Raw genomic sequence first — 26,682 nt, forward strand, 5'->3', positions numbered from 1 at the left:
GAGGATTTCTAAAACGGCTTACTCGGCCGGTTCGGCGACCCCCACCGGCTGGACGCTGTCCGGCTTCTGGACGACGTCGAAGCGGTCGGCGTTCATCACCTTGGTCCAGGCGGCCACGAAGTCGCGGACGAACTTCTCCTCGTTGCCGGTCTCGGCATAGACCTCCGCCACCGCACGCAGCTGGCTGTTCGACCCGAAGATCAGGTCGGTGCGCGTCGCCTTCCAGCGCTCGTGCTTGCCGGCGCGGTCATAGCCGATGAACTCCTCATCGGCGCTGGTGTCGACCACCTTCCAGAAGGTGTCGTTACCCAGCAGGTTGACGAAGAAGTCGTTGGTCAGCTGGCCCTTGCGGTCGGTGAACACGCCTTCCGGCGCGTCCTTGTGGTTGGCGCCCAGCACGCGTAGGCCGCCGACCAGCACCGTCATCTCGGGCACCGACAGGCCGAGCAGCGACGCCCGGTCGAGTAGCAGTTCCTCGGTCTTCACGGTGTGCTTGGTCTTGAGATAGTTGCGGAACCCGTCCGCAACCGGCTCCATCACCGCAAAGCTGTCGGCATCGGTCCAGTCCTGCTCAGCATCGCCGCGACCGCCGGTGAAGGGCACCTCGACGTCGAAGCCGGCATCCTTCGCCGCCTTCTCGACCGCCGCTGTGCCCGCGAGGACGATCGCATCGGCGACCGACAGAGACCCACGCAGTTCCTCGATCTTGGCGAGTACCTGCGCGAGCTCCTCAGGCTCGTTCACCGCCCAGCCGCGCTGCGGCTCCAGGCGGATGCGCGCACCGTTGGCGCCGCCGCGATGATCCGACCGGCGATAGGTCGAGGCCGAGGCCCAGGCGACCTTAACCAGCTGACCGACCGAGAAGCCGGCATCCAGGATCGCCGATTTGAACGCCGCAACGTCGGCATCCGACGGCGTGGTGCCGGCGGGCACCGGATCCTGCCAGATCAGGTCCTCGGCGGGGACTTCCGGCCCGAGGTACCGGACCTTGGGGCCCATGTCGCGGTGGGTCAGCTTGAACCAGGCGCGCGCGAACGCGTCCTTGAACGCCTCATGGTCGCGGCGGAACTTCTCGGAGATCACGCGGAACTCGGGATCGACCTTCAGCGCCATGTCCGCCGTCGTCATCATCGTCGGCACGCGCTTGTTCGGATCATGTGCCGCCGGCGCCATGTCCTCTTCCTTCTGGTTGATCGGCTGCCACTGCTTGGCGCCCGCCGGGCTGCGGACGAGCTCGTAGTCATAGTCGAGCAGCAGGCGGAAATAATTCTCCGACCATTCGGTTGGGGTGTTCACCCACGCGCCCTCGATCCCGCTGGTGATCGTGTGCTCGCCGATGCCGCTCTCATACGCGCTCGCCCAGCCGAGACCCTGGAGCGCGAGGTCCGCGCCCTCCGGCGCTTCGTCGACGAGCGTCGGGTCGCCGGCACCATGCGCCTTGCCAAAGGTGTGCCCACCCGCGGTCAGCGCCACGGTCTCCTCATGGTTCATCGCCATGCGGGCGAAGGTTTCCTTGATGTCGCGCGCCGACTGGAGCGCGTCGGGCACACCGCCCGGCCCTTCCGGGTTCACATAGATGAGGCCCATCTGGATCGCCGCCAGCGGCTGCTCCAGCTCGAGCTCCTCTTCGGGCAGGATGCGCGTCTTGTTGTCGGGATGGCCGACGAACTGCTCTTCCGAACCCCAGTAGATGTCCTTTTCGGGCTCGAACACGTCGCGGCGACCGCCGCCGAAGCCGAACACCGGCCCGCCCATATTCTCGATCGCGACATTGCCGGTCAGGATGAACAGGTCGGCCCAGCTGATGTGCTTGCCGTATTTTTGCTTGATCGGCCACAGCAGGCGCCGCGCCTTGTCGAGGTTGCCGTTGTCCGGCCAGCTGTTGAGCGGCGCGAACCGCTGCTGCCCGCTGTTGGCGCCGCCGCGGCCGTCCGCGGTGCGATAGGTGCCGGCCGCGTGCCACGCCATGCGGATGAACAGGCCGCCGTAATTGCCGTAATCTGCCGGCCACCAGGGCTGGCTGTCGGTCATCAGCGCCTTCAGGTCCGCCTTTAGCGCGTCATAGTCGAGCTGCTTGAACGCCTCGGCATAGTCGAACTCGTGACCCATCGGGTCGGGCGAGGTGCCGCCCTGGTTGAGGACCTCCAGCGGCAGCGAATCGGGCCACCAATCCTTGTTGGTGCGGCCCAGCAGCCCACGCACGGTCGTCGGCTTTTCGATCGGGCAGCCGCTCATCTCACCGGTCTTTGCGTCCATGCTCGTCTCTCCTGTGGTCGCGATTGATTGATGTTCTAGGCGCGCGGTCGGCGCCAGGGTAGGCGGATGTTTCGTTCACAGAAACCGGCCGATCCGATCAAGCGCTCCGCGGGTTCGATGAAGCGGTGGAATGGAACGGCGACCGGTGGCGGGTGCGGGTGTTCCAGGCGGCCGATGCGCCAAATGGTGGCGGGACCCGGTGACGCGGGCCCCCGAGTGCGGCTATGGCAGCGCGACGCACCCGGCACGCCGGCGTGCGGGAAAGCTTCGGAGCGACGATGAACGACGTGGAAACCGGTCTTACCCTGTCGCGCTGGAAGCGGTTGTGCATGGGTGTCGAGCGGCGCAGTCGCCTGCGCGCCCCACGCGGCCCACGCAACCGGTCGGCGGACCAGGCGCGCTTCTTTCGCGAATGGCTGCGCGATCCGGTCGGCACCGCTTCGGTCGCCCCGTCGGGCGAGGCGTTGGTCGCGCTCATCACGCGAGAGATCGGCGTCGACAGCGGCCCGGTGCTCGAACTCGGTCCCGGCACCGGCGTGTTCACCCGCGCGCTCGTCGGCCGCGGCGTCAACGAGCGCGAGCTGACGCTGGTCGAACAGAACCCCACCTTCGCCGCGCTGCTCAAGGCGCGGCATCCCGGCGCAACGATTCTGACGATCGATGCCGCGACGCTCGACCACGTGCTGGAGCCCGATGCGCCGGCGTTCGGCGCCGCCGTTTGCGGGCTCGGCTTCCGCAGCATGCCCGCCGCGACGACCGAGGCGATCCTCAACGCCGCGTTCGCGCGGATGCAGCCGGATGCGGCGCTCTACCTCTTCACCTATGGCCGGCGCTGCTCGGTCTCGCCGGCGGTGCTCGCGCGGCTGGGCCTCCACGCGCATCGCGTCGGCATCGCCTATCGCAACCTGCCGCCCGCATCGGTCTGGCGCGTCACGCGCACCGGCTGAGCCGAGTGTCCCGCACCGGCCGATCAACAAGCCTATCGCTCATAGACCAAGTCCTATAGGATCAGGTCCAACATGGCGGGCGACTTGACGATGCGGCACACTCACGAAGAAGCGACGATGCTGAACGACGGCGTCGCGCCCCGCCCGCGCGGCGCCCGCCCCGCCGCCGGCCCGACGATGGTGCAGCAGGCGTACGACCATCTGCTCACCGCATTGATGACGCTCCAGATTGCACCGGGCGAGCGCATTGCGATCGACCAGGTCGCGCGCCGGCTGAACATTTCCCAGACCCCGATCCGCGAGGCGCTGAGCCAGCTCGAGGCCGAGAAGCTCGTCCACAAGATGCCGAACGTCGGCTATCGCGCCAGCGCACAGATGACGCGCGACGAGGTTCGCGACCTGTACACCCTTCGCCAGCTCATCGAACCTTATGCCGCCGCCCGCGCGGCCGAGGCGGTGACCGACGCCGCGGTCGAGGAACTGGAGGCGATTGACGCGGCGATGTCGGCGGTCAGCGAAGCGGGCGACTATTCGCGCTTTGCGGAGGCGGACGATCGCCTCCACCGCCTGATCGCCGGGATGAGCGGCAATCGCCTGATCGCCGACACGGTCGAGCGGCTGCATTCGCACCTCCACATCTTCCGCGCGCTCTACAGCACCAATGCCCCGACCGAGGCGGCGGCCGAGCATCGCAAGATCATCGACGCGCTCGTCGCGCGCGATCCTGCGGCGGCCGAAAAGGCGGTGCGCACCCACCTAGAGCGCTCGCAGCAGCGGATGGATCGTGTGCTCGCCGCCGGTGCGGCGAACGCCAATTGAGCGCTTGACAGCCTAGACCCCGCACCGTACCCAAATCGTATATGATACGAAATGGAGAGGCGGGATGCGGCGGAGTTTGCGCCATAGCCTGAATATGCTGGCAACCAGCGCGGCGCTGATCGCGGGTGCAGGCATTGCAAGCGCTGAAACGGTGGTGCTCGAAAATTTCACGCTGATCGACGGCACCGGCCGTGCGCCGCAGCGTAACCAGTCGCTCGTCATGGTCGACGGCCGCGTGACCCAGGTCGGCCCCGCCGCCCGCATCAAGGCGCCGCGCGGCGCCACGCGCGAGAATCTGCGCGGCAAGTTCCTGATGCCCGGCATCATCGACAGCCACGTCCACCTCGGCCTGGTCGACGGCATCGACCAGAGCTTCCCCAAATATTACGATCGCGCCAATGTCGAGGAGCAGCTTAAGCTCTACGCCGCCTACGGCGTGACTTCGGTCTACACGCTCGGCACCGATGGCGACGAGATCCACACGATCATCGCCGACCAGCGCCGCATTGGCCGCATCGACGGCGCGCGCGCGTTCACCGCGGGTCGCGGCGTCGTCTACAAGGGCAGCTATGGCGGCGTCCCCGGCCTCGACCAGCAGGTCTCGACCCCGGCCGAGACGGTGGCGATGGTCCGGCGCGAGGTCGCCAAGGGCGATGACTTCGTCAAATTGTGGATGGACGACGAGTTCGGCGACGTGGCCGAGCGGATGCCCTATTCGATCAGCAAGGCCGCGATCGACACCGCGCACGCGCTCAACAAGAAGGCGGTCGGCCACATCTTCTATCTGGAGAACGGCGCCGGCCTCGTCTCGCAAGGCGTCGACGGCTTCATGCATCAGGTGCGCGACAAGCCCATCGACGCCAAGCTGATCGCCGACATGAAGGCCAGGCAGACGTGGCAGATCGCCTCGACGCTCAGCCGTGAGGCGTCTTTCACCTACAAGCTTCTGCCCTTCGTCGACGATCCCTTCTTCGTGCGCGGGGTCGCCCCCACGACGATCGCCGCGCTGAAAAGCCCGGAGCGGCAGGCGCGCCTGTCGAACGGCCCGCACTTCGGCAAATACCCGCAGGTCCTCGACCTCGCACTCCAGAACTTCGGCACGATGGCGAAGGCCGGCATTCCCTATGGCATGGGCACCGATAGCGGGCCGACCGCACGCTTCCCGGGCTATTTCGCGCATTGGGAGCTGGAGCTGATGGTCAAGGCGGGCGTGACCCCCCTCCAGGCGCTGACTGCGGCGACCGGCACCAACGCCAGGTTCCTGAACGCGCGCGACATCGGCACCGTCGAGCGCGGCAAATGGGGCGACCTCCTCGTCCTCGACCGCGATCCGACCGCCGACATCCGCAACACGCGCAGCATTCGCGCGGTCTACGTCGCCGGGCGCAAGCAGCCGACGATCTGGGAGACGTGCACCGGTCAGGCCGCCAACGCCTGCGGACCCGCGACGCGATGACCGATCACGCGCTTGCCCCAGAGGCGGCGCCGGCAACGGCGGGCGCGCGGCCGACGCGCGCGCGCCACGTCGTCCTGTGGCTGACGGTGCTCGCCTATCTCATCACCTATATGGACCGCGTCGTCATCTCGACCGCGGCGCCGTCGATTCAGAAGGAGTTCGGCTTCTCGAACCAGACGCTGGGCTGGATCTTCGCGTCGTTCCAGATCTCCTATGCGCTGTTCCAGATCCCGGGGGGCTGGCTTGGCGACCGGTTCGGGCCGCGACGCGCACTGTCGGGCGTGGTCGTCTGGTGGTCGGCCTTCACCGCGATCACCGCCACCACCTGGTCGGCGGGGTCGATGATGGTCTCGCGCTTCCTGTTCGGCATGGGTGAGGCGGGCGCCTTCCCCATCGCCACGCGCAGCCTGTCGCGCTGGATGCTGCCCGCCGAGCGCGGCTGGGCGCAGGGCGTGACCCATGCCGGCGCGCGGCTGGGCGGTGCGGTTACGCCGGCGTTCGTCGCGCTGCTGATCGTCGGCTTCGGCTGGCGGATGCCGTTCTTGTTGTTCGCGCTCGTCGGCCTCGGCTGGGCGGCGCTTTGGTTCTGGTACTATCGCGACACCCCGCGCGATCATAAGTCGGTGAACGCCGCCGAGCTCGAGCTGATCGAGGGTGCGCTGGGCAAGGGCAAGGCGCGCGTCAGCGTCCCGTGGAAGAAGCTGCTCGCGCGGCCGCAGCTGTGGACGCTGTCGGCGATGTATTTTTGCTACGCCTATTGCATCAACATCTTCCTGACCTGGTTTCCGAAGTACCTCCACGACGCGCGCGGGTTCGACATCGCCGTCATGGGCCTGATGGCCAGCATGCCGCTGATGGCGGGCGTGGTCGGCGACCTGGCGGGCGGCTGGTTCAGCGATCTGCTGGTCAAGCGCGGCGCCGGCCTTCGCATGGGCCGCCGGGTGGTGGCGATCGTCGGGTTCCTGATCGCGGCGGCGATGATCCCGCTCGCGGCCGCGGCCGAGGGACATATCGCCAGCATTATCTTCTTCTGCGTGGCGCTGTTCGGGCTGGAGCTGACCGTCGGGGTCAGCTGGGCCGTGACGCTCGACATCGGCGGCGAATATGCCGGATCGGTGTCGGCGGTGATGAACACGCTGGGCAATATCGGCGCGGCGATCGCCGCGGCGGTGACGGGCTATATCGTCGCGGCGAGCGGCTGGTTCTCCGCCTTTGCGGTGCTGGCGGTGCTCTGCGTGATCGCGGCGGTGCTGTTCCTGCGCATCGACGCGTCGCGCCCGCTTTATGTCGAGGAGGCTCGCGCGTGAGCGACGACGACAAGACCCGCGCCGACCGGCGCACCATCCTGAAGTTCGCCGGGCTCGGCATGGGCGCAGCGGCGATGCCGCTCGCCGCGCAGCAGACCGATCCGATCCCGCAGCCGGGCGCCGCGCCCGTCCCCGCCCCGCCGGCGCCGCCCAGCGGCCACGACATGGCCGCACACGCCGCCAAGCCCGCTCAGTCGGCGGGCGACGCGCCGCGGCTTGGCTACATCTTCCTGGATGCGGAGGAAGCCGCCTTCGTCGAGGCGTTCGTCGACACGATCATCCCCGCCGACGAGTACAGCCCCAAGGGCAGCGAGCTGGGCGTCGCGACCTTCGTCGACCGCCAGCTCTATTCCGCCTGGGGTCAGGGCCGGAACATGTACCTGCAAGGCCCCTTTCAGGAGGGAACGCCCGAGCAGGGGTACCAGATGTCGCTCGCGCCCGCGGACATGGTGCGGCTCGGCATCGCCGACCTCAACGCCTGGGCGCGCAAGACCTATGCCGACAACAGCTTCGACACCGTGACCGACGCACAGCGCGTCGAGATCGTCACCGCGCTGGAGGCGAACAAGATCACGCTGGACGCGGTGCCGACGCCCTTGTTCTTCAACATGCTCTACCAGCTCACCACCGACGGTTTCTTCGCTGACCCGCTGCATGGCGGCAATCGCGGCAAGGCGTCGTGGACGATGCTGGGCTATCCCGGCGTCGGTGAGATGTTCGCCGACAAGATCGCCGAATGGCGCGGCAAGCCCTTCCGCGTCGATGACCCCCAGTCGATCCTGGACCTCAGCTGATGCCCACCAAGCTTCCCCCCGTCGACGTGGTGATCGTCGGCTCCGGCTGGACCGGCGGCATCGTCGCCAAGGAACTGGCGTCGACGGGCCTCAAGATCCTGATGCTCGAGCGTGGCAAGTTCCAGGACACCAACCCGGACTTCATCGCGCCGCAGTCGCACGACGCGCTGAAATATTCGCGCCGCCTGGACCTGGCGCAGGATCTGTCGAAGGAGACGATCACCTTCCGCAACGACCGCGGTCAGACCGCGCTGCCGATGCGCCAGTACGGCTTCTTCATCCCGGGATCGGGCGTGGGCGGATCGGGTGCGCACTGGTCGGGCCTCACCTGGCGCTGGGGCGAGTGGGAGCATCGCATGCTCTCCGGCACGGTCGAGAAATATGGCCGGTCGCTGATCCCCGAGGACATGACGATCCAGGATTGGCCGATCAGCTACAAGGACATCGAACCCTATTACGATCGGTTCGAAAAGGTCTGCGGCGTTTCGGGCAAGGCGGGCAACCTGCGCGGCAAGATCCAGGCGGGTGGCAACCCGTTCGAGGCGCGGCGTCAGAACGAGTTCCCGCTGCCGCCGATGACCCCGACGCAGAGCATGACCATGTTCGAGGGGGCGACGAAGAAGCTGGGTTACCACCCCTTCCCGATCCCCGCCTCGAACTGCTCGACCGACTATGTCAATCCGGACGGCGTCGCGCTGGGGGCGTGCCACTATTGCGGCCACTGCACCAACTACGGCTGCGAGGCGAACGCCAAGGCGAGCCCGCACTTCACGATGATCCCGCTCGCGCGCGCCAATACCGGGTTCGAGCTTCGCACCAATGCCATGGTGCTCAAGGTCAACCTGGACTCGACGGGCAAGAAGGCGACCGGCGTCACCTATGCCGACGCGCGCGGGCGCGAGTTCGAGCAGCCCGCCGACCTCGTCATCGTCAGCGCCTTCGTCATGGGCAACGTCCAGCTTATGCTGCATTCCGGCATCGGCAAGCCCTATGACCCGCAGACGGGCGAGGGCGTGGTCGGTCGCAACTATGCCTATCAGAGCCTGGGCGGCGCCCGGGTCGAGGTGCCGCGCGACGTCTTCATGAACCCGTTCATGGGCGCCGGCGCGCTCGGCATGTGGATCGACGATTTCGCCTCGAACAATTTCGATTTCGCCAAAGCCGGGTACATCGGCGGCGCCGGGATCAGCGCAGGCCAGAACAGCGGCGATCCCCTCACCTATCGCCCCACCACCCCCGGCTCGCCGCGCTGGGGCGCCGGATGGAAGAAGGGGATGGTCGAGGCATATCAGCACACCATGAGCGTCGGCTTCCAGGGCGCGGTGATGTCGTATCGCCAGAACTACATGGACCTCGACCCCACCTATCGCGACCATTGGGGCCGCCCGCTGCTTCGCCTGACCTTCGACTGGCAGTCGAACGAGCAGAAGGTGATGGCGGCGACGTTCGCGCATTGCCAGCGGATCGCCGGCGAGATCAGCGGCAAGGCGCCCGCGACCGCGACGCCTGGCCGCGCGATGGCGGGGCGGCGGTTCAACTCGGTTCCGTACCAGACCTCGCACAATACCGGCGGCGCCGTGTTCGGCGACGATCCGCGGACCAGCGCGGTCAACAAGTACATGCAGTCGTGGGACGTGCCCAACGTGTTCGTGCTCGGCGCCAGCGCGCTGCCACAGAACGCCGCGCGCAACCCCACCGGGCCGGTCGGCGCGCTCGCCTTCTGGGCGGCCGATGCGATCCGCGAGAAATATCTGAAGCGCCCCGGGCGCCTCGTCTGACCCATGGAGACGTCGATGCTTCGCAATGCCATCATCGGGTTCGCCCTGCTCGGCGCCGGCGCCGCGGCGGTCGCGCTGCCCGCCGGCCCGCCCCCCGGTGACGCCGCCAAGGGCAAGGTCGCCTTCGCCCGCTGCGCCGCGTGCCATGCGGTCGTGCCGAACAAGAACGGCGTCGGCCCCAGCCTGGCCGGCGTCGTCGGTCGCAAGGCGGCGAGCCTGCCCAGCTACCGCTATTCGCCCGCGCTCCAGAAGTCGGGACTGACGTGGAACGAGGCGACGATCGCGCGCTTCATCGCCGGCCCGTCCAAGCTCGTTCCCGGCACCAAGATGATGGCGCCCGCCGTTTCCAACCCCCAGGATCAGGCGAACATCGTCGCCTATCTCAAGACCACAGGCAGCAAGTGACCTTCCAAGCCCCTCTGTTCGGCGCGGCACGCCTGCCGCGTGCGATCCTGTTCGGCCGTGGCCAGCGTGCCGCGATCGGTGCCGCCAGTGCGCGGATTGGCCGCCGCGCCCTCGTCGTCACCGACGAGCGCCAGGCTGCGCAGCCCGAATTCGCCGCGATCCTCGCCGATCTGGATGCGAACGGCGTCGAGGTTCAGGTGTTCGCGGGCGTCATCCCCGACCTGCCCGTCTCGGCGATCGACGCGTGCGTCGCGCCCGCGCGCGACTTTGCGCCGAACGTCATCATCGGCATCGGCGGCGGCAGCGCGATCGACCATGCCAAGGTGGCGGCCGTCCTGCTGACGCATGGCGGCGAGGTCGCCGACTATTATGGCGAGTTCGCCGTGCCCGGCCCGGTCATTCCGCTGATTGCCGTGCCCACCACCGCCGGCACCGGCTCCGAAGCGACGCCCGTCGCGGTCGTCCATGACGAGGCGCGCGGCACCAAGATCGGCATCGCCAGCCCCTATCTGATCCCGGAAGTCGCGGTCTGCGATCCCGAGCTCACCGCCACCTGCCCGCCCTTCCTGACCGCGATCTCGGGCGCCGACGCGCTGACCCACGCGGTCGAGGCGTTCTCGAATGCCGCGCGGCCGATCGATCCGCTGCTGACCGAGGAGCATGTCTTCATCGGCAAGAACGCGATCTCCGACCAGTTCGCGCGCCTGGCGGTCGCCAACATCTTCAAGTTCCTGGATCGCGCGGTCAAGGACGGCAGCGACATGGAAGCGCGCGAGGGCGTGATGCTCGCCTCGCTGATGGCAGGCTGTGCGTTCGGCACGGCCGGGACGGCGGCGGCGCATGCGCTGCAATACCCGATCGGCAACCTCACCCACACCGCGCACGGCGTCGGCGTCGCCGCGCTCTTGCCGTTCGTCATGCAGTTCAACCGCCCCGCCGCCGCGCCCGCCTATGCCGAGCTCGCGGCGCTCGTCGGGCTGGACGGCGAGGACGAGGCGGCGAAGTCGCAGGCGTTCATCGAGGCGGTGTCGACGCTCTTTGCGGAGATCGGCATCCCGCGCTCGCTCGCGGACCTGGGCCTCGCCGCGGAACAGCAGGAATATGTCGCCGAGCATTCGCTGGCGGCACAGCGCCTCATCAAGAACAATCCGCGCCCGCTCGACATGGATGCGATGCGCGCGATCACGCAAGCGGCCTATGCCGGCGAACGCCGTCAGCTCGCCGCCATCTGAACGGGAAAGACACATGACCGCCAACGCCTTCGCCCCGGCCGGACAGCCGGGGCCGTTCGCCGTGCCCACCGACAACCTCATCGGTGACGCCTGGGTCCCCGCCGCCAGCGGCAAGCGCATCGACATCGCCGATCCCTCGTCGGGTGCGGTACTGACCTCTGTCGCGGATGCGAGCGTCGAAGAGGGCATCGCCGCGGTCGACGCCGCCGATGCCGCCGCCGCCGCCTGGGCCGCGACGCCGCCGCGCAAGCGCGCCGACTTCCTGCTCGCCTGCTTCCACGCGATGATGGCCGAGCAGGAGTGGCTGGCGCACCTGATCTCGCTGGAGAACGGCAAGGCGCTGACCGACGCCCGCGGCGAGGTCGCCTATGCCGCCGAGTTCTTCCGCTGGTATGCCGAGGAAGCGGTGCGCATCAATGGCGAGCTGTCGGTGTCGCCGTCGGGCGGCAACCGCATCCTCGTTCAGTACCAGCCGATCGGCATCGCGCTGCTCATCACGCCGTGGAACTTCCCCGCGGCGATGGCGACGCGCAAGATCGCGCCGGCGCTGGCGGCAGGGTGCACCTGCATCCTGAAGCCGGCCGAGGAAACGCCGCTGACCGCGCTCGCGGTGGCAGAGATCATGCGCCGTGCGGGCGTGCCGGCGGGCGTCGTCAACGTCGTCAACACCAGCGAACCCGGCCCGGTGTGCAGCGCGATCCTCCACGACCCGCGCGTGCGCAAGCTGAGCTTCACCGGCTCGACCGAGGTCGGCCGCATCCTCCTGCGCGAAGCCGCGGACCAGGTCATCAGCTCGTCGATGGAGCTTGGCGGCAATGCGCCGTTCCTCGTCCTCGACGATGCCGATCTCGATGAAGCGATCGAAGGCGCGATGGTCGCCAAGATGCGCAATGCCGGCGAGGCGTGCACCGCCGCCAACCGCTTTTATGTCCAGCGCGGCATCCACGACGCCTTTGTCGCCAAGCTCTCCGAGCGGATGGGCGCGATGACGGTCGGCAACGGGATCGAGGCCGGCACGCAGTGCGGCGCGATGATCAACCAGGCCTCGATCGACAAGATCGAGCGACTGGTCGCCGATGCGGTCGGGCGCGGGGCGGAGGTGAAGCTCGGCGGGCAGACGCTCGACCGGCCGGGCTATTTCTATCCGCCGTCGGTGATCGCCAATGTCCAGCCGGGGTCGGAGATCCTGTCGACCGAGGTGTTCGGACCGGTCGCCGCCGTGATCCCGTTCGACACGCCCGAAGAGGCGGTCGCGCTCGCGAACGCCACCGAATACGGTCTGGCGGCGTACGTCTATTCGGGCGACCTCAAACGCGCGCTCCAAATGGCCGAGAAGATCGAGTGCGGCATGGTCGCGGTCAATCGCGGCCTCGTCTCCGATGCGGCCGCGCCGTTCGGCGGCGTAAAGCAGAGCGGCCTCGGCCGCGAAGGTTCGCACCACGGCCTGATCGAATATTGCGAGGCGAAGTATATCGCGGTGAGCTGGTGAGCGTTTAACCCCTTCCCGTCACCCCGGACTTGTTCCGGGGCCCACGGGGCTGCAAGCTAAGCGGCCGCTGAGTACGTGGTAAAGTGGACCCCGGAACAAGTCCGGGGTGACGGGAAGGGTGATCGCACTCATCAACCTGCCGTCATCCCGGCCTTGAGCCGGGATCCCGCTTCCTTCTTCAACGTCGCAAGGCAGCGGGACCCCGGGTCAGGCCCGGTGTGACGCGAAGGCGAATTACCGCCCCTCCCACTCCGGCACGCGCTTGGTCTTCGCCAGGAAGTCGCGGACGCCGCGCTGGAAGTCGTCGCTTCCGTACACCTCGGCGATCAGCCCCTCGATCTCGGGCAGGTTGCCGAACGTCATCGCGCGGATCGTCGCCTTGGTCGTGCGCGTGGTCAGCGGCGCGTTCTCCGCCGCGCGCGCCACCAAAGCATAGAGCTCGTCGTCGATTGCCTCCCGCTCGACCAGCTTCAAGAGGAACCCGCTGGCCAGCAGCTGCTCGGCGGTCAGCATGTCGCCCAGGAGCACCATTCGCTTGGCGAACTGAACCCCGATCGCCCCGCCGATCCGCGCGACGCTGGCCGCGGACAAGCAATTGCCGATCGTCCGCCCGATCGGTGATCCGAACTTGGCATCCGGCGTCGCGATACGGAAGTCGCAGGCGGAGGCGATGTTGATGCCGCCACCGACCGCCCATCCCTCGATCACCGCGATCGTCGTGCAGGGGATCGCATCGACCGCGGCCATGCATTCGTCGATGCCGCGCTCGTAATCGACGCCCTGCTCGCCGGTTTGATAGTCGGCGAACTTGGAGATGTCGGTGCCCGAGATGAACGCCTTGCCGCCGGTCCCGCGAAAGGTGACGACACGGATCGAAGGGTCGGCGGCGAAGCCGAGCGCCGCATCACGCAGCGCCAACCACATCTCGCTGGTCAGCGCATTGTGCGCGGCCGGGTTGTCGAAACGGACATGCGCCGCCGCACCGTCGCGCGCGACGAGGAGCTGGCCGCTCATTCCGCCGCCTCACGCGCGGGCAGCAGGCCGGCTTCGGCGAGCTCGGCGCGGATCGCGTCGCCATGCTCGTTGAGGAGCGGCGGCGGCAGGCGGACTTCCTGCGGCGTGCCGCGCATCTTGACGGGGAATCCCAGCGCTTTGAACTCGCCCTCGACCGGATGCGGCACCATCTGCACCATGTCGCGCGCGATCGCCTGTTCGCTTTCCACCGCCTCGCCATAGTCGAGGATCGGCGCGGCGGGGACGCCGGCGGCGAGCAGCGCGTCGATCCAATCCTGCTTCGTCCGCGTCTTGAAGGTCGGGGCGAGGTCGTCGATCAACACCAGCCGGTTCTGCACGCGCGCCGCGTTGGTCGAATAACGCGGGTCCTCCTGGAGCTCGGGCCGGCCGATCACCTGAAGGAAGGTCAGCCACAGCCCCTGGTTGGCGGCGCCGATCACGAACCAGCCGTCCGACGCCTCGACCGCCTGATAGGGCGCGGACATGCGGTTGGCCGACCCGATCGGCGTCGGCGCCTTGCCGGTGCCCCACAGCTCGGTCGTCTCCCAAATCGACAGGCCCATCGCCGCCTCTAGCAGCGAGGCATCGACATATTGTCCCTTGCCCGACGTCTGGCGGCCTATGATCGCCGAGAGGATCGCATAGGCGCTGAACAGACCCGCGCCGAGATCGGCGACGGCGATCGAATTTTTGGCCGGCTCCATGCCGGGGAAGCCGTTCGACGAGAGAATGCCCGACATCGCCTGCGCGATCAGGTCGAAACCCGGCCGCTGCGCCCAAGGTCCCGTCTGACCGAAGCCGGAGATCGAGGCGTAGACCAGCCGCGGGTTGATCGCGGCGAGCGTGTCGTAGTCGATACCCAGCCGCGCGGCGACGCCGGGCCGCGCATTCTCGACCAGGATGTCGGCCGTCTTGACCAGGGCATAGAGCACCTCGCGATCGGCCTCGTCCTTCAGGTTGAGCGTGATGCTGCGCTTGTTGCGGTTGAGCGCGAGGAAGCCGGGGCTGTCCTCTCCCTTCAGGCGGAAGCCCATCGAATGGCGCGTCGAATCGCCCGTCTTCGGCGGCTCGATCTTGATGACGTCGGCGCCCATGTCGCCCAGCAACATGCAGCAAAAGGGTCCGGCCATGACCTGCGAAATATCGAGGACACGCAGTCCTGCGAGCGGTAACATGGTCATCTAGCCTCTCCTGATCGAAAGCACGTGCGAACCGCACGGATCATATTGTATATGATCTATAGCCCGTCTAATCTGCCGTGCAACGCGATTTGCCGTCCGGGACTCTCCCCGCCAGGCAGACGATGAGGAGAGACCGCTTGACGACCCGCCCGGTGCGACCTTCCACCCGCCTGATGCTCGGCGCGGCCATGGCCGCCACGCTTTGTGCCCTTCCCGCCGCCGCGCAGCAAGCGGGCGACTGGACCAGCTATGGCCGCGACGAGGGACATGCCCGCCATTCGCCGCTGAAGCAGATCACGCCGGCGAACGTCTCGAACCTGAAGCGGCTCTGGTCCTATCACATGCGGCCAGAGGGCGCGGCGGCGGACACCGCGCCGCTGCCTGACGGCGTGCCCGCCAAGTTTCGCACCGGCTTTTCGGCGTCGGAGGCGACGCCGCTGGTCGTCAATGGCACCATGTACCTGTCGACGCCCTATCGCCGCGTCGTCGCGCTGGATGCGGCGACGGGCAACGAGAAGTGGGCGTTCGCCTTCCCCGGCAACGACCAGGCCTCGACCCGCGGCGTTGCCTATTGGCCGGGCGACGGCAAGACGCCCGCGCGCATCGTGTTCGGCACGCGCACCGGCAAGCTCTATGCGCTGGATGCCAAGACGGGCCGGCCGGCCGCCGGCTTCGGCGAGGCTGGCATCGTCGACATGAAGACGCCGGAGGTGATGAACGGCACCCGCGCGCCGCTCGGCATGAGCAGCCCGCCGGCGATCCACAAGAACCTCATCATCACCGGATCCCGCGTCCAGGAGATGCCGATCAAAGGCGCGTCGGGCGACGTGCGCGCCTGGGACGCGCGGACGGGCAAACTCGTTTGGACCTTCCACACCATCCCGCAACCCGGCGAGCCCAATTTCGGGACGTGGGAGGGCGACAGCTGGAAGGGCCGTTCGGGCACCAACATCTGGACCTTCGTCGTCGTCGACGACAAGCGCGGCATCGCCTATCTGCCGATCGGTACGCCGACGTTCGACCGCTGGGGCGGCGATCGGAAGGGGCAGAACCTGTACGGAAACTCGATCGTCGCGGTGGAGGCGGCGACGGGCAAATATCTCTGGCACTTCCAGACGATCCACCACGACATCTGGGACGTCGACCTGCCCGCCGCGACGCTGATCGACGTGAAGCGCGGCGGCAAGACGATCCCCGCCATCGCCGTCATGAACAAGATGGCGATCATGTTCATCCTCGACCGCGTGACGGGCAAGCCGCTCTACGACGTCAAGGAAGTGCCGGTTCCGACCGACAACGACACCGGCGAGCATCCCTGGCCGACGCAGCCGATGCCTGCCAAGCCCGCGCCGCTCAGCCGCCTGACGTTCGAGATGAGCGAGATGGTCGAGGGGCCGCCGGCGCTCCGCGCCACCTGCGACAAGATCGTCACCGACATGAAGGTCGTCGGATCGAAGATGTTCCAGCCGCTTCGCGCGGACTCGGCCGTCGCCTTCTTTCCCGGCAGCTTCGGCGGCATCGACTGGGGCAGCGGCTCGTTCGATCCGCTGAGCGGCCTCTACATCGTCAACATCAACAATCTCGCCAGCCCGCAGCAGATGGCCAAGCAGGAAGACGGCACCTGGGGCCTGAAATCCGGCTATGCCTATTTCCTCGATCCGGAGACGGGCAATCCGTGCAGCAAGCCGCCATGGGGCGAGCTGGTCGCGGTCAACGTCAACACCGGCGACGTCGCCTGGCGCAGCGTGCTCGGCGACAATGAAGATCCGGCGCTCAAGGATGCCGGCGGCATCAGCGCGGGCGGTCCGATCACGACGGCAAGCGGCGTGACCTTCATCGGCGCCACCCGCGATTCGATGATCCGCGCGTTCGAGACGCGGACGGGCAAGCTCCTGTGGAAGGACAAGCTTCCCGCCTCTAACTACGGCACGCCGATGACCTTCTCGCTGCCCGGCGGCAAGCAGGCGCTCGGCGTGGTCGCCACCGGCGGCTTCGCCTTCCAACCCGCGACCGCCGACGAGGTGGTCGTCTATGCCCTCCCCTGACGAGGTGTCCCATGCGTATCCGTGACCTGACGCTCTCCACCCTGCTGCTCGGCGCCGGGATCGGCACCGCCGTCGCCGGCCAACAGGCGGCTGCGCCTGCGGCCGCGACCCCGCCCGGCCCGGGCCTCGACCTCATCAAGGAGCGTTGCGGCTTCTGCCATTCGACGGCACAGGTGACGAGCGTGCGCAAGACGCCCGCCGCTTGGGCCGCCACGGTCCAGTCGATGATCGATCGCGGTGCGGAGCTGGAGCCAGAGGAGCAGAAGGTGATGAACGACTATCTCGCCGCGAACCTGGCCGGCGGCGACGCCAGCGCCCCGCCCGCGCCGCAGAACTGATGGCGCTCTATTCGATCGACGGCCATGCGCCGGTGGTGCCCGCATCGAGCTGGGTCGCGCCCTCCGCCGACGTGATCGGCGAGGTCGTGCTGGGCGAGGAGGTCGGCATCTGGTTCGGCGCCGTCATCCGCGCGGACAACACGCCGATCGTGCTCGGCGACCGCACCAACGTCCAGGAAGGATGCATGCTGCACTCAGACCCCGGCGTGCCGCTGACCGTGGGCGAGGATTGCACGGTCGGCCATCACGCGATCCTGCACGGCTGCACGATCGGCGACCGCGTGCTGGTCGGCATGGGCGCGACGGTGCTCAACAATGCGGTGATCGGCGACGACTGCCTGATCGGCGCCGGCGCGCTGGTGACGGAAGGCAAGACCTTCCCGCCCGGCAGCCTGATCGTCGGCTCTCCGGCCAGGGTCGTGCGCGAGCTGTCACCCGAAGCGCTGGCGGCGCTGAAGCTGTCGGCGGCGGGTTACGCGGCGCGGCAGGCGCACTTCAAGGCGAACCTTACGCGGGTGGATTAGCCGCTTAGTCCCTACCGTCACCCCGGACTTGTTCCGGAGTCCACCGTGCCGCGAGACAAGCGGCCGCTGAGTACGCGGTGAGGTGGACCCCGGAACAAGTCCGGGGTGACGGAGGTGAGTGACACTGCCCACCTCTAATCTTGTACCCCGGCGAAGGCCGGGGTCCAGTTGGTGTGTCGCTGATGGCGGCGCGCAACGCGGGCCGCCCGCAACTGTACCCCGGCCATCGCCGGGGTACAGAAGTCTACTTCGCAAACCTCGGCATCATCCCCACGCCCTTGATCGGCACGCGATAGACGCTCTTCGACGCGGTGATCCACAGCGCGTTGCCACCCTCGCCAAAGGCCAGGTTCGCCGCCGTCTCCGGCAACCGGATGCGGCCGAGCTGCTTGCCCGCGGCGGTCATGATCCAGATGCCGCCGGGGCCCGTCGCCCAGATGTTGCCGCGCTTGTCGACCTTCAGGCCGTCCGCGCCGCCGCCCGGCTCTTTCGGGAACACGAACACCGTGCGCCGCGCACCCAGCTTGCCGCTGCGCGCGACCGGATAGGCGAAGATCGTCGCCTGCCCGAAATCGGCGATGTAGAGCGTGTCGCCCTTGGGCGAGAAGCCGATGCCGTTGGGAAGGACCAGGTCGGTGATCGGCGCGGTCAGCTTGCCATCGGCGTAGCGCAGCACGCCGTTATACGGCAGCTCCTTGGCCGGATCCTTGTCCATCCCGTTGAACAGGCCGAACGGCGGATCGGTGATCCACAGCGAGCCGTCGGAGGCATAGACCATGTCGTTGGGGCTGTTCAGCCGCTTGCCGTCCAGCCGATCGACGAACGGCTCGACCTTGCCCGCGGCATCGACCTTAACGATGCGGCGGGCGCCCATCTGCGCCATCAGCACGCGGCCGTCGGCGGCGGGCACCAGCCCGTTGGAGCCGATGCTCTTGCCCTTGGGCGGGTTGGGCAGGCCGCCCGAATTGTCGAGCAGTTCGACCACGTTGCCCGCACGATCGACGGTGCGCAGCTTGTCGCCGTTGACGTCGGAAAACCAGAGCTTGCCCTGGTGCCACAGCGGCCCCTCGACAAAGGTGAAGCCGGTGGCGACGCGCTCGATCGCGGCGTTTGGAGCGATCAGCGCGTCGAGCGCGGGATCGGCGCGTTCGATCCGCGGGGCGGGTGCCGCCTCTTGGGCGGCCACCGGTGCGGCGAACAGCGCAAGGGCAGAGAGAGAGGCGGAAAGGCGCATCGTCGGCATCCTCAAACGGCGTCGGTCAACAGGACCAGATAGTCCTTGTTGGTGACGGTATCCTCGATCAGCGGCCAGACTTTTTGATGGATGTCGGACTTTACCCAAACCTGACGCTGCTCCTCGCTCTCGTAAGTGAGCTGGAAACGATAGTTGATGCCGTTGGCGGGTGCCGGCTGACCCTGGATGACGGTGCGGATCTTGAGCATCTTGAGGTCGATGAACCCGCGCCCGCGAAAGCTCTCCGCCGCGGGGCGGAAGCGCTTGTGAAAATGGTCGAGCATCTCGGCCTCGCGCGCCGGATCGATCGCGAGATCGCAATAGAGGACGATTGGCTTGCGCGCCGCGCGGCGTGCCTGCGGCAGCGCCGAGGCGGCACTCGCCGCGCCCGCGCCGATCCCGGCAAGTCCCATCAGTTTCAACAGATTACGTCGTTCCATTCTCATCCTCCCTGAAGTTAGCGGCCGCGCGACTGCGCCGCGGCATAGGCGGCCTTGGCCGCCTGATCCTTGGCGACGCCGACGACCATCAGCTCGAGCGGGGCGGTGCCCGTCTGCCGGATCGCGCGCGACTGCCCGATATCGACGGGGATCGCGTCGCCCGCGCGGATCATCGCCTTCTCGCCCGCGACCTCGACCTCGCCCGTGCCGCCGATGACGTAGAGCATCTCGCTCATCCCCGCCTTGGCCGCGCTGCCGACGCTGGCGCCTGCCGGGATCAGCAGGTGATCGACATAGCTCCACGTCGTCGCAAAGATCGTTGGGTCGAGCGCACGGCGATAGCCGACCTCGCCCTGCCCGCCATCCATCGCCTTGACCGGCTTCAGCAGCGCGCGGTCGAAGCGCATGCTGATGAACTGCGGCACCCGGTCCAGCGCCGCGCCCTCGCGCGTGTCGCCCAGGTCGAAATTGTCGTATCGCTTGGTCATACCGACATTGATATTGAGCCATTGCAGCGGCTTGTCGGTCGCATTGTAGATCGCGTGCGAATGCCCCATCCGGTCCGGCACCGCCGCCGGTCCCTTGATCGTCGAGGTGCGGCCGTCGATCGTGAACTGTGCCTCGCCATCCAGGATGACGAACATTTCCTCGCTCTGGTTGTGGAAATGCTGGCCGATGCTGCTCTTGGGCAGGATCTCGCCGCGATGGACGAAGATGAGGTTGGTGCTGAGCGCATCCGGCCCGAGCAGGCCGGCGAAGCGCATCGACCCGGCGCCGCCATGCACGCCTTCGAGCTCGCGCAGCTTGGCCGGATCATGCCGGCCGATGCGCTCCTGAAGTGTCTGCGACGCGGCCGGACTGGCCGCCACCAGAAGCGCGGCGATCGCCACCATGCCGAAGCCCGTTTTCATCCGCACCCTCCCGAGATCGCCGGTCCAGCCGGTATTTACTCGGCGTTATAACCCGCCTACACGAGAATCATATAGGATATTTCGCGACCAGCGAAGGGAGAGGGTGATGGCGTCGACCGGGCGATCAAGGATACGCGTACAGCTCGTCTTCCTGCTGTTCGTCATCAGCGCGATCGCTTTCCTCGACCGCACCAACATCTCGGTCGCCGGCGTCCAGATGCGCCAGGAATATGGCATCGACCAGATCCAGCTCGGCTGGGTCTTCAGCGCGTTTCTCATCGGTTATGCCGTCTTTCAGGTCCCGGCCGGGTGGCTGGCCGCCAAGTACGGGCCGCGTCGCCTGCTGACTTGGGCGCTGGTCTGGTGGGGTCTGTTCAGCGTCGCCACCGCGCTTGTCTCGCCCCAGGGTGCCAATGCGATCCTGATGCTCGCGATCGTCCGCTTCGCGCTCGGCATCGGCGAGGCGGCGGTGTATCCGTCCGCCAACCAGTTCATCTCGCGCTGGGTGCCGGCCAGCGAGCGGGGCAAGGCCAATGGGCTGATCTTCGCAGGCGTCGGCGCGGGCTCGGGCCTCACCCCGCCGCTCATCACCGCGGTCATTGCCTTTGCCGGCTGGCGCGCGTCCTTCTACGTCTGCGCGGCGATCGGACTGGTCGTCGCCGCGATCTGGTACGTCGTCGCGCGCGACCGGCCGCAGGATCATGCCCGCGTCGACGCCGCCGAGCTTGCACATATCGAGGCGGGGCTGCCCCCTGCCCCCGTCGACACCGATCGCGTTGCGATCCCGTGGGGCGCGATCCTGTCGAGCCGCAACGTCTGGGGCCTGTTCTTCAGCTATTTCGCGTTCGGCTACGTCATCTGGATCTTCTTCTCCTGGTTCTTCATCTATTTGGCAGAGGCGCGCGGCCTCGATCTCAAGTCGAGCGCGCTCTACGGCATGGCCCCGTTCCTTGCGATGACGATCGGGTGCCTGGGCGGCGGCGTGCTCAATGATGCGATCTCGAAGCGGCGCGGGCTCTATGCCGGGCGATCGGGGCTGGCGATGGTGTCGTTCGTGCTCACCGGCATCTTCCTGCTGATCGGCAGCCGCGTCGACAGCGCGCCGCTCGCGGTGCTCACGCTCGCGCTGGGTGGCGGGGCGATCTACCTGTCGCAGAGCGGCTTCTGGTCCGTCACCGCCGATATCGCCGGGCGGCATGCCGGCGTCGTTTCCGGGTTGATGAATGCCGGCTGCCAGGTCGGCGGCGCGCTCACCTCGTCGCTGACGCCGTGGATCGCCGCGCAATATGGCTGGGTCGCGGCGTTTGGCACCGGCGCGGTCATCGTGCTGGTGGGGACGCTCGCTTGGGCGATCGTCGATCCGAACCGGCTGATCGGCGCGGGTCGGAGCCGCGAATTCGTCGGCGATCCTGCACCGGTCGCACCATGAACAAGCATAAGGGAGGGGTCATGCGCATTACGAGTCTCTGGGCCGCAAGCTGCACCGCCGCACTGGTATCGGCACTCGCGCTGCAAGCCGCCGCGGCACAGACGCCGCCGACCCAGGGCCCGCGCCCTGCCCCGCCTCCGCCGTTCAATGCCTGGACGCCGAAGAAAACGCCCTACACGCCCTGGCGCGCGCCCAACCGTCCATGGTGGAAGCTGAGCGACGTCAAGGCATTGCACAAGGGCAAGGCCGCCTGGACCCAGCCGGTGATCCGCAACAAGGACCTGGTCGCCGACTGGCACCAGCTGGCGCCCGGCAGCCGCACCACGACGCTCGCCTACTCGGACAACCGCACCGCGATCATCGTGTGGGAAGGCGAGATGCGCGTGACCATGGCGGGCCAGGAACCGTTCACCGCGCGCAAGGGGTTCGAGATCAACGTTCCCTATCGCGTGCCGTTCACGCTGGAGGCGACGGGCGCCGCGCCGGCGCTCTATTTCCAGATCAACGCGGCCAGCGACATGCCGCTCTATCCCGCGGATGCTGCCGCACCGCCAAAGGTCGCGGGCTGGGCGTATGAGAAGCGGATCGTCACCGGGGGGCCGGGCGGCTTCGACGAGCGGCACAAGCCGTTCGTCGACTATTACGCCGCGCATGTGGAGGGCGGCGCGCGGCCGGGCGCGTTCATCGCCGACCAGCATCTATTCGTGAACAACATCCGTGGCCGCGCGACACCGACCCCGCCCGCCTCCAACCTCGGCCATTTCCATGTCGGGTACGACGAGTTCTGGTTCGTCATGGAGGGCAACGTGACGCTTCAGGTCGAAGGCGCCCCGGTCTTCACCGCCGCCGCCGGCGACGTCATCTCCGCGCCGCAGGGCCACTGGCACCGCGCCAGCTTCGGCGGACCGGAGGGGCAATGGGGCACGCGCGTGGCGGTCAATCCGTATCCGGCGGGCGGCCACGCTTACTCGGAGGAGTCGGGCGGTCGGCAGTAAGCCCTCCTTGTTCCCCGGCGAAGGCCGGGGTCCAGTTGGGAAGGCTGAAGTGGCTGAGCGATGCCAGCCATCACGATCGGCTCGCAACTGGACCCCGGACTTCGCCGGGGAACAAGAGCGGGCTGTGCTCCCGCGCAGGCGGGAGCCCAGCGCCACGCACGGTGGCGCTTGCCGCTGTAGGCTCCCGCCTTCGCGGGAGCACGCCAGAATGTGTTGAGGGTGGGAGCCGGAACGACCCGCAACGAGGTCGTTACGGCTGCTTCCTTCCGGACCTGACCGAGTTGGCGACAGCTGCGTCCGCCCGACTCCCAGGCGCCATATGGCGGCGTCCGGCCGATCAGGCAAGGGCCGCGAGCGACGCGGGCTCGTGCAGCGGACATCCGTTCGCACGCCGCCGCCGGTCGGCCGAGGATTTGTACGGATCCTTGCGCGCGCGATTGATGTTGCCGAGCGGCCGGTGCGCGGCAAGGCCATGCCAGGGCGCGAACGACAGCGCCTCGTCTATCGCCTCGGCGTCCGGCCCCCATCCCGCCTGCGGCGCGACCTCCAGCAGCGCGACCGTGCGATAGGGGCTCGCCGCCTCATCCCACTCGACGCTCGCATCCTCGATCGGCATCGCGTCCGTGTCGGTGCAGAGCTGGAAGCGGAGCTCCCACACGCCGCCATGCTCGGCGAGCGCGGCGCCGGTATCCTCGCGGATCGCGTCGCGCCGCCCCTTGGTGTCGATCGTCGCCTCGCGCAGCGCCAGCAACTCGGGCGCGACCGGGCGGAGCTGGAACTTGGCGACATGATCGCCGAAGCGGTACGGTGTCTGGCTGAAATAGGTCGTGCCCAGCGGATGCACTTGCGGCGCGCCGCCCATCGTCTTGAGCATCGTGCTTTCGAGGCCCACCGCCTCCAGCCCCGCCTCGATCCCGCGCAGCGCCGCCGACAGCGCCTTCTTGGCGCCCTCGCCCTTGTCGGTGGTCTTGGCGAGCAGCTTGAGATTGCCGAGGAACTGGTCCGCCGTCTTCGCGGCAAAGGCGGGCGCGTTCGCCATCACGAAGTCCTGCGTCGTGTCGTCCTCGCTGCCCGGCAGGCGCTCGCCCTCGACGCCCAGCACCTTGAGCGCAAGCCCGCGCGGAACCGAGATCGCGTCGTCCAGAATGTCACCCGGATTGGTCGAGATGCGCAGCACCGCGTCATAGCGTCCGGGTGCCGCGAACAGCCCCTGCGCCAGCTCGGGCGGCAAATCGGCCGCGATCGTCAGCGTCGCCCTGGCGATCGCGTGACCCTTGGCATGGACCGACCGCACGCCCCGGCCATAATCGGCGAGCGTCGTGTCGAGAATCTGACCGAACTGCTCCTTCAGCCCCTCGATCGTCTCGGCCTCATCCTCGCGGATCGTCTCGAGCTCGGGGGAATAGGCGACATAGCCGGGCATTGAACGCTCCGTAAGCTTTTGCAGGAGAGGTCCTAATCGATGCGAAGCGGGGCCGGTTCCGGCTTCAGCCGCGACCGCGCATATCGCGCCGCTCGGGCGGGATGCGCACGGTCAGTGCATCCCATGCCGCCTCGATCCAGATCTGACAGGCGAGCCGGCTGGTGCGCGTCGCCCCGGCGGCAAGGTCGAGCATGTCTTCCTCCTCTTCGCTCGGTGGCGGCAGGCGGTCGAAATCCTCGGGCGCGATGATGACGTGGCAGGTCGAGCAGGCCATCTGCCCCTCGCACGTCCCCTCCAGCGGTTGACCGTCATTCTGCGCGACGTCGAGCAGCCGGTCGCCAGGCGTCGCCACGACCTCTCGCACGGCGACGCCGTCCGCGGCGACGAAGCGGACGCGCGTCATGCCGCCAGCCTCTGCGCGGCGACGGCGGCATCCAGGCGGGCGAGCGCGTCCAGCAATTCGGCTTCCTTCGTATAACGGCCAAAGCCGATGCGGATGCTCGACCGCGCTTCGCGGTCCGACAGGCCGATCGCGCGCAGCACATGGCTGGGTCTTCCCGACCCGCTGGCACAGGCCGAGCCGGCGGAAAAGGCGAGGTCGCGGCACTCGGAGATCAGCCGCGCGACGTCTAGGCCCGCGAGGGTCAGGTTGAGATTGCCGCGATAGCGATGCGTCGGCGATCCGTTGAGCTGCCAGCGCGGCCCAAGCGCCTCACGCGCCGCGTCGAACAACGCACCCACATGCGCGGCGTCCTCGACCATACGCGACTTCGCCAGCTTGGCCGCGGCGCCGAAGCCCGCGCACAAGGCCGGACTCAGCGTCCCGGACCGACCCAGCGCCTCCTGCCCGCCGCCATGCAGCAGCGGCGCGAGTTGAACCCCATCCCGCACCCACAGCGCGCCGATCCCTTTCGGCCCATGGATTTTGTGCGCCGACACCGCGATCAGGTCGCACCCCTCGGGCGTCTCAAGCCGTCCGAAGCCCTGGACCGCGTCGCACAGCATCAGCGCGCCCGCCGATCGCGCGATCGCCGCCAGCTCGGCGATCGGCTGAATCACCCCGATCTCATTGTTGACGAGCATCGCCGCGACGAGCCCGGTGCCCGGCACAATCGCGGCGCGGGCGGCGTCGAGGTCGACCCGCCCGTCGCTCCCCACCGGCAGCACCGTGACCTGACGCCCCCGCGCCGCCTCCGCTGCGACGGAATCGAGCACCGCGGCATGTTCGGTCGCCAGCGTGACGATCGGGCCGCTGGTGCCCTTGATCGCCCAGTTGAGCGCCTCCGTCGCGCCGCTGGTGAACGCGACCGCGCCGCCAGCGGGCATCAGCGATGCGATCGCGTCGCGCGCCACTTCCACCGCCGCACGCGCCGCGCGGCCGGGGCCATGCGCGCTGTGCGGATTGGCGTGCTGCGTCTCCAGCCATGGCAGCATCGCCGCCAAGGCCTCGCGCGCGAGCGGCGTCGTCGCCTGATAATCGAGATAGATCATGTGAGCAGGTCGTCGCCCGGCGCCGCCGCGCCCGCATCGCGGCGGATCGCGCTCCACGCGGCGAGGAAACGCTCGACGTCGCTCGCGCTGGTCGACCGGCCGAAGCTCACGCGGATCACCTCTGCCGCCGCTTCCGGCGCGATCCCCATCTGCGCGAGCACATGGCTCGGCCGCATCGTTCCCGACGAACAGGCGGCGCCGGCGGAAATCGAGATCCCCATCAGGTCGAAGCGGATGAGCTGCGTCGCCGACGCGACGCCCGGCATTCGATAGGCCGCGATGGTCGGCGTCCGCCGCTCGGCACCGGGCGCCACCATCTCCGCCCCCGCCGCGGCCAGGCCGTGGTCGAGCCGCGCGCGCAGCTCGGCAAGGTAGATCAGGTCCTCGGGACTGCCCGTCGCCGCGACGAAGCCGACCGCCCCGGGCAGGTTTTCCGTCCCGCCGCGATAGCCGCGCTCCTGTCCCCCGGAGGGGCGCAGGCTGGCGAAGTCGCGGATCAGCAGCGCGCCGACGCCCGGGGGTCCGCCGCGCTTGTGCCCCGACAGGGCGACGAAATCGGCATGATGCTGCGGCAGATCGTCATCGTCCCAGCCGACCGGCATCTGCGCCGCGTCGACCAGGACCAGCCCGCCCGCCTCGTGCACCAGCGCCGCGATCGCCGCGATCGGCTGAAGCACGCCCGTTTCGTTGTTGCCCCACTGCACCGCAACCAGCGCCGGCGACGGCCCCTCGACCAGCGCGGCGGCCAGGGCGGCAAGGTCGATCGTGCCGTCGGTCAGCACCGGCAGCCGATCGGCCTCCGGCGCCGCGCGCAGAACCGCCTCATGCTCGGTCGCGGAAACGAGCACGCGCGCCACCTCGGCGCGGGTCACCGCGATCGCGATCGCCTCGGTCGCGCCGCTGGTGAAGACGAGCTCGCCGGACCAGCCATAAGCGGCGATCAGCCGCGCGCGTGCCGCCTCCAGCGCAGCGCGGGCGGCGCGGCCCTCGCTGTGCGGCGACGAGGGATTGGCCCAGCTCGCCATCGTATCCGCGACCGCCGCGATCGCCGGCGCGATCATCGGCGTGGCCGCGGCGTGATCCAGATAGAGGCGATGGCTCAATGGGCTTCCTTCCCGGCGGCGTTGCGTGTCGGGCCGCCCCGCTTATATAGCCGTCGCATTGGCGGGCGCTA

The 26,682-nt window shown here is 68.3% G+C and carries 24 protein-coding genes and 1 other RNA gene; 14 read left to right on the plus strand and 11 right to left on the minus strand.

Features of this window, described 5'->3' with window-relative positions:
- Nucleotides 1–18 precede the first annotated feature (18 nt).
- Nucleotides 19–2,256, minus strand: coding sequence for a catalase/peroxidase HPI (katG, locus tag RS883_RS11280; protein WP_315760294.1), 2,238 nt, complete (start codon nucleotides 2,254–2,256; stop codon nucleotides 19–21).
- Between the two features lie 278 nt (nucleotides 2,257–2,534).
- Between katG and RS883_RS11285 the strand changes: the two genes are divergently transcribed.
- From RS883_RS11285 to RS883_RS11325, 9 genes are all read left to right on the plus strand, one after another.
- The gene (locus RS883_RS11285) at nucleotides 2,535–3,203 is read left to right on the plus strand and encodes an SAM-dependent methyltransferase (protein WP_315760295.1); all 669 of its coding nucleotides are present in this window, start codon (nucleotides 2,535–2,537) and stop codon (nucleotides 3,201–3,203) included.
- Between the two features lie 72 nt (nucleotides 3,204–3,275).
- Nucleotides 3,276–4,022, plus strand: coding sequence for a GntR family transcriptional regulator (locus RS883_RS11290; protein ID WP_315760296.1), 747 nt, complete (start codon nucleotides 3,276–3,278; stop codon nucleotides 4,020–4,022).
- Nucleotides 4,023–4,116: 94 nt separating this feature from the next.
- Nucleotides 4,117–5,478, plus strand: a complete 1,362-nt coding sequence (locus tag RS883_RS11295) for an amidohydrolase family protein (protein WP_315760297.1) — start codon at nucleotides 4,117–4,119, stop codon at nucleotides 5,476–5,478.
- The gene (locus RS883_RS11300; RefSeq protein ID WP_315760298.1) at nucleotides 5,475–6,785 is read left to right on the plus strand and encodes an MFS transporter; all 1,311 of its coding nucleotides are present in this window, start codon (nucleotides 5,475–5,477) and stop codon (nucleotides 6,783–6,785) included. The genes RS883_RS11295 and RS883_RS11300 overlap by 4 nt, the downstream gene beginning before the upstream one ends.
- The gene (locus RS883_RS11305; protein ID WP_315760299.1) at nucleotides 6,782–7,579 is read left to right on the plus strand and encodes a gluconate 2-dehydrogenase subunit 3 family protein; all 798 of its coding nucleotides are present in this window, start codon (nucleotides 6,782–6,784) and stop codon (nucleotides 7,577–7,579) included. The genes RS883_RS11300 and RS883_RS11305 overlap by 4 nt, the downstream gene beginning before the upstream one ends.
- On the plus strand, nucleotides 7,579–9,357 hold the full coding sequence (locus tag RS883_RS11310; protein WP_315760301.1) for a GMC family oxidoreductase: 1,779 nt from the start codon (nucleotides 7,579–7,581) through the stop codon (nucleotides 9,355–9,357). The genes RS883_RS11305 and RS883_RS11310 overlap by 1 nt, the downstream gene beginning before the upstream one ends.
- 15 nt (nucleotides 9,358–9,372) lie before the next feature.
- Entirely contained in the window at nucleotides 9,373–9,762 is a 390-nt protein-coding gene (locus tag RS883_RS11315; RefSeq protein ID WP_315760302.1) for a c-type cytochrome, read from the plus strand.
- Nucleotides 9,759–10,994: an iron-containing alcohol dehydrogenase gene (locus RS883_RS11320; protein WP_315760303.1), complete on the plus strand. Its 1,236-nt coding sequence runs from the start codon at nucleotides 9,759–9,761 to the stop codon at nucleotides 10,992–10,994. Before RS883_RS11315 ends, RS883_RS11320 begins: the two co-directional genes overlap by 4 nt.
- Nucleotides 10,995–11,007: 13 nt before the next feature.
- On the plus strand, nucleotides 11,008–12,483 hold the full coding sequence (locus RS883_RS11325; RefSeq protein WP_315760304.1) for an NAD-dependent succinate-semialdehyde dehydrogenase: 1,476 nt from the start codon (nucleotides 11,008–11,010) through the stop codon (nucleotides 12,481–12,483).
- Nucleotides 12,484–12,717: 234 nt separating this feature from the next.
- On the opposite strand, the gene RS883_RS11330 is transcribed toward RS883_RS11325, so the two are convergent.
- Nucleotides 12,718–13,497, minus strand: coding sequence for an enoyl-CoA hydratase (locus tag RS883_RS11330; RefSeq protein WP_315760305.1), 780 nt, complete (start codon nucleotides 13,495–13,497; stop codon nucleotides 12,718–12,720).
- Nucleotides 13,494–14,627 carry a CoA transferase gene (locus RS883_RS11335; RefSeq protein WP_315760306.1) on the minus strand — a complete coding sequence of 378 codons (1,134 nt, stop codon included), beginning with the start codon at nucleotides 14,625–14,627 and terminating at the stop codon, nucleotides 13,494–13,496. The genes RS883_RS11330 and RS883_RS11335 overlap by 4 nt, the downstream gene beginning before the upstream one ends.
- A 224-nt stretch (nucleotides 14,628–14,851) precedes the next feature.
- On the opposite strand from RS883_RS11335, the gene RS883_RS11340 reads away from it, so the two are divergent.
- The 3 genes from RS883_RS11340 to RS883_RS11350 are packed head-to-tail and all read left to right on the plus strand — an operon-like array spanning nucleotide 14,852 to nucleotide 17,585.
- Nucleotides 14,852–16,723: a PQQ-binding-like beta-propeller repeat protein gene (locus RS883_RS11340; RefSeq protein WP_315760307.1), complete on the plus strand. Its 1,872-nt coding sequence runs from the start codon at nucleotides 14,852–14,854 to the stop codon at nucleotides 16,721–16,723.
- Nucleotides 16,724–16,734: 11 nt separating this feature from the next.
- Nucleotides 16,735–17,061, plus strand: a complete 327-nt coding sequence (locus tag RS883_RS11345; protein ID WP_315760308.1) for a hypothetical protein — start codon at nucleotides 16,735–16,737, stop codon at nucleotides 17,059–17,061.
- Nucleotides 17,061–17,585, plus strand: coding sequence for a gamma carbonic anhydrase family protein (locus tag RS883_RS11350; protein ID WP_315760309.1), 525 nt, complete (start codon nucleotides 17,061–17,063; stop codon nucleotides 17,583–17,585). Before RS883_RS11345 ends, RS883_RS11350 begins: the two co-directional genes overlap by 1 nt.
- A gap of 244 nt (nucleotides 17,586–17,829) precedes the next feature.
- On the opposite strand, the gene RS883_RS11355 is transcribed toward RS883_RS11350, so the two are convergent.
- Genes RS883_RS11355 through RS883_RS11365 form a run of 3 tightly spaced genes read right to left on the minus strand, consistent with a single transcriptional unit; the run spans nucleotide 17,830 to nucleotide 20,170 of the window.
- A complete protein-coding gene (locus RS883_RS11355; protein ID WP_315760310.1) occupies nucleotides 17,830–18,819 on the minus strand; it encodes an SMP-30/gluconolactonase/LRE family protein in 990 nt (329 codons plus the stop codon).
- Nucleotides 18,820–18,830: 11 nt separating this feature from the next.
- Complete coding sequence (locus RS883_RS11360; RefSeq protein ID WP_315760311.1) at nucleotides 18,831–19,259, minus strand: hypothetical protein; 429 nt, start codon at nucleotides 19,257–19,259, stop codon at nucleotides 18,831–18,833.
- A gap of 17 nt (nucleotides 19,260–19,276) precedes the next feature.
- Complete coding sequence (locus RS883_RS11365) at nucleotides 19,277–20,170, minus strand: cupin domain-containing protein (protein ID WP_315760312.1); 894 nt, start codon at nucleotides 20,168–20,170, stop codon at nucleotides 19,277–19,279.
- A gap of 106 nt (nucleotides 20,171–20,276) precedes the next feature.
- Here RS883_RS11365 and RS883_RS11370 point away from each other — a divergent pair, with 106 nt between their 5' ends.
- Both RS883_RS11370 and RS883_RS11375 read left to right on the plus strand, forming a co-directional pair.
- A complete protein-coding gene (locus RS883_RS11370) occupies nucleotides 20,277–21,599 on the plus strand; it encodes an MFS transporter (protein WP_315760313.1) in 1,323 nt (440 codons plus the stop codon).
- 20 nt (nucleotides 21,600–21,619) lie between these two features.
- The gene (locus tag RS883_RS11375) at nucleotides 21,620–22,594 is read left to right on the plus strand and encodes a cupin domain-containing protein (protein ID WP_315760315.1); all 975 of its coding nucleotides are present in this window, start codon (nucleotides 21,620–21,622) and stop codon (nucleotides 22,592–22,594) included.
- Between the two features lie 215 nt (nucleotides 22,595–22,809).
- Here RS883_RS11375 and ffs read toward each other — a convergent pair.
- From ffs to RS883_RS11400, 5 genes are all read right to left on the minus strand, one after another.
- An RNA gene (gene ffs / locus RS883_RS11380) (signal recognition particle sRNA small type) lies at nucleotides 22,810–22,907 on the minus strand.
- 24 nt (nucleotides 22,908–22,931) lie between these two features.
- Entirely contained in the window at nucleotides 22,932–24,017 is a 1,086-nt protein-coding gene (locus RS883_RS11385; protein ID WP_315760316.1) for a catalase family protein, read from the minus strand.
- Between the two features lie 64 nt (nucleotides 24,018–24,081).
- Complete coding sequence (locus RS883_RS11390; protein WP_315760317.1) at nucleotides 24,082–24,420, minus strand: 2Fe-2S iron-sulfur cluster-binding protein; 339 nt, start codon at nucleotides 24,418–24,420, stop codon at nucleotides 24,082–24,084.
- Nucleotides 24,417–25,508 (minus strand): cysteine desulfurase family protein, encoded by a 1,092-nt coding sequence (locus RS883_RS11395; RefSeq protein WP_315760318.1) that lies wholly within the window; start codon nucleotides 25,506–25,508, stop codon nucleotides 24,417–24,419. The genes RS883_RS11390 and RS883_RS11395 overlap by 4 nt, the downstream gene beginning before the upstream one ends.
- Complete coding sequence (locus RS883_RS11400) at nucleotides 25,505–26,569, minus strand: cysteine desulfurase family protein (protein WP_409977415.1); 1,065 nt, start codon at nucleotides 26,567–26,569, stop codon at nucleotides 25,505–25,507. Before RS883_RS11400 ends, RS883_RS11395 begins: the two co-directional genes overlap by 4 nt.
- Nucleotides 26,570–26,682: the final 113 nt, after the last annotated feature.

It is taken from the genome of Sphingomonas sp. Y38-1Y (genome assembly GCF_032391395.1).
GTDB lineage: Bacteria > Pseudomonadota > Alphaproteobacteria > Sphingomonadales > Sphingomonadaceae > Sphingomonas.